The following is a 4,214-nucleotide window of genomic DNA, read 5'->3' as shown; positions in this document are numbered from 1 at the left end:
GGAGAGGACGATCGCGGAACAGATGGCACCCCCCTGGGTCTCGGAGAGGAGGGTGGGGGAGGGGGGAGCAAGGGGGGGGCCCTCCGCGCCGCCATGGAGGTCTGCGGGGGCCACCCCGCCCCGCCACCGCCGAGATGTACGCCCACCTGCGCACCCTGGACCTCACCCTGACCCACGCGAAGCCCCTCCTGACGGGCCCCCGGTCATGAGCGCCCCCACCCCGGCCCCGCCCGCCGCCCCGGCCACCGGCACGCCCCGTACGACCCCCCGCGCCGCATGGCGGCGGGGGCGGGGCTTCCTGATCTGCCTCGGCATCCTGCTCGTCGCCGCCGTCACGCTCGCCGCCCTCGCGTCCGGCAGCCGGCACGGCCGGCTCGACCCCCGCTCCGCCGACCCCGACGGCAGCCGGGCCGTGGCCGAACTGCTCCAGGCCCGCGGAGTCACCACCCGCGTCGTCACCACCGCCCGCGAGGCCGCCGCCGCGGCCGGCCCCGGCACCACCCTCCTGGTCACCGACCCCGACCTGCTCGGCGAGACCCAGCGGCGCGCCATCCGCTCCGCCATCGACCTCTCCGGCGGCCGCACCGTCCTGCTCGCCCCCGGCAGCATCAGCCTCCCCGACCTGGCCCCCGCCGCCCGCACCAAGGGCACCGCCTTCGACCAGAACCTCGACCCCGGCTGCACGCTGCCCGCCGCCGCCTCCGCCGGCCGCGCCACCACCGGCGGCGACCACCGCTACACCACCGACGGAGCCACCGGCACGGCCTGCTACCCCGACGGCGGCCACCCCACCCTCCTCGTCCTCCCCTCCGGCACCACCGGCGGCGACACCGTCCTCCTCGGCTCCGAGGCGATCCTCCTCAACAAGAAACTCGCCTCGGAGGGCAACGCCTCCCTCGCCCTCCAACTCCTCGGCTCCCGCCCCGACCTCGTCTGGTACCTGCCCTCCCTCGCCGAGGTCCAGGACGAGGGCCCCGCCCAGGAGCAGAGCTTCCTCGACCTCCTCCCCCGCGGCTGGAGCTGGGCCCTCCTCCAGCTCTTCGCCGCCGCCGTCCTCGCCGCCCTCTGGCGCGCCCGCCGCCTCGGCCCCCTCGTCACCGAACGACTGCCCGTCGCCATCCGCGCCTCCGAGACCACCGAGGGCCGCGCCCGCCTCTACCGCAAGGCCGACGCCCGCGACCGCGCCGCCACCGTGCTGCGCGCCGCCGCCCGCGAACGCCTGGCCGCCCTGGTCGGCGTACCGCCCACCCAGGCCCACGACCCCGCGGCCCTGCTCCCCGCCGTGTCCGCCCGCCTGACGGACGGTCACCGGGACCTGGCCGGACTCCTCTTCGGCACCACGCCCACCACCGACGCGGCGCTCGTCGCGCTCGCCGACCACCTCGACGCCCTCGAAAGAGAGGTCCGCACCTCATGACGGCCACCACGGACAGCGCCCGCTCCTCCCTGGAAGCGATCCGCACCGAGATCGGAAAGGCCGTCGTCGGCCAGGACTCGGCCGTCACCGGTCTCGTCGTCGCCCTCCTGTGCCGCGGCCACGTCCTCCTCGAAGGCGTACCCGGCGTCGCCAAGACCCTCCTCGTACGGGCCCTCGCCGCCTCACTCGAACTCGACACCAAGCGTGTCCAGTTCACCCCGGACCTGATGCCCAGCGACGTCACCGGCTCGCTCGTCTACGACGCCCGCACCGCCGAGTTCTCCTTCCAGAACGGCCCGGTCTTCACGAACCTCCTCCTCGCGGACGAGATCAACCGGACCCCGCCCAAGACCCAGTCCTCCCTCCTCGAAGCCATGGAGGAGCGCCAGGTCACCGTCGACGGCACCCCGCGCGAGCTGCCCGAGCCGTTCCTCGTGGCCGCCACCATGAACCCCGTCGAGTACGAGGGCACGTACCCCCTCCCCGAGGCCCAGCTCGACCGCTTCCTCCTCAAGCTCACCGTGCCGCTGCCCTCCCGCGAGGACGAGATCGGCGTCCTGACCCGGCACGCCGCCGGCTTCGACCCCCGCGACCTCCAGGCCGCCGGCCTGCGCCCCGTCGCCGGCCCGGCCGAGCTCGAAGCCGCCCGCGAGGCCGTCGCCAAGGTGTCCGTCTCCCCCGAGATCGCCGGGTACGTCGTCGACGTCTGCCGCGCCACCCGCGAATCCCCCTCCCTCACCCTCGGCGTCTCCCCGCGCGGCGCGACCGCCCTGCTGGCCACCGCCCGCGCCTGGGCCTGGCTCACCGGCCGCGACTACGTCACCCCCGACGACGTCAAGGCCCTCGCCCTGCCGACCCTGCGCCACCGCGTCCAGCTCCGCCCGGAGGCCGAGATGGAAGGGGTCACGGCCGACGCCGTCATCACCGCGATCCTGTCCCACGTCCCCGTCCCGCGCTGATGGCCCTCACCGGACGCGCCGCCCTGCTGGCGGCCCTCGGCAGCATCCCCGTCGGCATCCTCGAACCGAGCTGGACGGGGATGCTCGCCGTCAACGGCACCCTCGCCCTGGCCTGCGCCGTCGACTACGCCCTCGCGGCCCCGGTCCGCGGGCTCACCCTCACCCGCTCGGGCGACACCTCCGTGCGCCTCGGCGAGCCCGCCGAGGTCCACCTCACCGTCACCAACCCGGGCAGCCGCCCGCTGCGCGCCCGCGTCCGCGACGCCTGGCCCCCCAGCAGCTGGCTCCCGGGCACCGAGCACGACGCCTCCCGGCACACCCTGGCGATCCCGCCCGGCGAACGCCGGCGGATCACCACCCGGCTGCTGCCCACCCGCCGCGGAGACCGGCGGGCCGACCGCGTGACGATCCGCTCGTACGGGCCGCTCGGCCTGCTCTCCCGCCAGGGCACCCACTCCGTCCCCTGGACGGTCCGGGTCCTGCCGCCCTTCACCAGCCGCAAGCACCTCCCCTCGCGCCTGGCCCGCCTGCGCGAACTGGACGGCCGCACCAGCGTCCTGACGCGCGGCGAGGGCACCGAGTTCGACAGCCTCCGCGACTACGTCCCCGGCGACGACACCCGCTCCATCGACTGGCGGGCCACCGCCCGCCAGCACAAGGTCGCGGTCCGCACCTGGCGCCCGGAACGTGACCGGCACATCCTGATCTGCCTGGACACCGGCCGCACCTCGGCGGGCCGCGTCGGCGACGCCCCCCGCCTGGACTCGGCCATGGACGCGGCCCTGCTGCTGGCCGCGCTCGCCTCCCGCGCCGGCGACCGCGTCGACCTGCTGGCCCACGACCGCAGCACCCGCGCCCAGGTCCAGGGCCGCTCGGCCGGCGACGTGCTCCCCGCCTTCGTCAACGCCATGGCCACGCTGGAACCGGAGCTCGTCGAGACCGACACCCGGACCCTGGTCTCCACCATCCTCCGCAACGCCCCGCGCCGGTCCCTGGTGGTCCTCCTGACGGGCCTGGACGCCGCCCCGACAGAGGAAGGCCTGCTCCCGCTCCTCCCCCGCCTCACGCAGCGCCACACGGTCCTGCTGGCCTCGGTCGCGGACCCCCGCGTCGAGGAGATGACGCGGTCCCGCGGCACGCTCGACGCGGTCTACGAGGCCGCGGCCGGCACCCAGTCCCAGGCCACCCGCCGCCGCACGGCGGACCAGCTGTCCCGTCACGGAGTCCACGTGGTCGACGCCACCCCGGACACCCTGGCCCCGGCCCTGGCCGACGCCTACCTGTCCCTGAAGGCCGCGGGCCGCCTCTAGGGAGGTGTCCGACTGGATACGCTGGTCGGACACCCCCACCAGGAGGGCCCACCGTGGCCGACTTCACCCCCGAGCAGATGCGCCGCATGCACGATTTCGCGGAGCAGCTCGCGGAGCTGGCCGAGCACCAGGAAGACCGGTGGAAGGTGCAGACCACCGACGGTCAGTTCTTCCTCACGATGACGAGCCCCACCGCGCATGGGAGTCCCCCTGTACGTCGTCGTGGACCCCCGCAAGGACAAGAAGAGCGTCACCGTGCACAGCGACCCCTCGGAGGGACCCGACGGCACCCGCTACCGCAAGAAGGTCCCCTACGCCTTCGGGGACACCGTCACCGCCGGCCGCTGGACGCTCGACACCACCAGCCTCAAGAGCTATCCCGCCGACTGGTGAGAAAAGCGGAGCCGGATCGCTTCCACGCCAAACGGACCCAGAACGCAGAAAAGCCCCGTACCGGATACCCGGTACGGGGCTTTCTACAATGATTGTTCGGCGGCGTCCTACTCTCCCACAGGGTCCCCCCTGCAG

Annotated in this window: 4 protein-coding genes; all 4 read left to right on the top strand. The window is 74.8% G+C overall.

What is annotated here, in order from left to right; translation table 11 throughout:
• The first annotated feature begins 205 nt into the window (after positions 1-205).
• The 4 genes from ADK52_RS06525 to ADK52_RS06510 all read left to right on the top strand — a co-directional run bounded on the left by ADK52_RS06525 (position 206) and on the right by ADK52_RS06510 (position 4,079).
• Positions 206-1,417, top strand: coding sequence for a DUF4350 domain-containing protein (locus tag ADK52_RS06525; RefSeq protein WP_053688823.1), 1,212 nt, complete (start codon positions 206-208; stop codon positions 1,415-1,417).
• Complete coding sequence (locus ADK52_RS06520) at positions 1,414-2,376, top strand: AAA family ATPase (protein ID WP_053688822.1); 963 nt, start codon at positions 1,414-1,416, stop codon at positions 2,374-2,376. The genes ADK52_RS06525 and ADK52_RS06520 overlap by 4 nt, the downstream gene beginning before the upstream one ends.
• Complete coding sequence (locus tag ADK52_RS06515) at positions 2,376-3,686, top strand: DUF58 domain-containing protein (RefSeq protein WP_053688821.1); 1,311 nt, start codon at positions 2,376-2,378, stop codon at positions 3,684-3,686. The genes ADK52_RS06520 and ADK52_RS06515 overlap by 1 nt, the downstream gene beginning before the upstream one ends.
• Positions 3,687-3,884: 198 nt before the next feature.
• The gene (locus ADK52_RS06510; protein WP_053688820.1) at positions 3,885-4,079 is read left to right on the top strand and encodes a hypothetical protein; all 195 of its coding nucleotides are present in this window, start codon (positions 3,885-3,887) and stop codon (positions 4,077-4,079) included.
• The last annotated feature ends 135 nt before the right edge of the window (positions 4,080-4,214 follow it).

Source organism: Streptomyces sp. WM6372, from assembly GCF_001279655.1.
GTDB lineage: Bacteria > Actinomycetota > Actinomycetes > Streptomycetales > Streptomycetaceae > Streptomyces.
Note: the sequence above shows the minus strand (reverse complement) of the source record. Positions and strands in the feature narration are given on the sequence as shown.

What these genes read in the sequence shown, in the direction of transcription:
- ADK52_RS06510 (WP_053688820.1), top strand. Translation starts at nt 3,885, where the DNA reads ATGGGAGTCCCCCTGTACGTCGTCGTGGACCCCCGCAAGGACAAGAAG.
- ADK52_RS06520 (WP_053688822.1), top strand. Translation starts at nt 1,414, where the DNA reads ATGACGGCCACCACGGACAGCGCCCGCTCCTCCCTGGAAGCGATCCGC.
- ADK52_RS06525 (WP_053688823.1), top strand. Translation starts at nt 206, where the DNA reads ATGAGCGCCCCCACCCCGGCCCCGCCCGCCGCCCCGGCCACCGGCACG.
- ADK52_RS06515 (WP_053688821.1), top strand. Translation starts at nt 2,376, where the DNA reads ATGGCCCTCACCGGACGCGCCGCCCTGCTGGCGGCCCTCGGCAGCATC.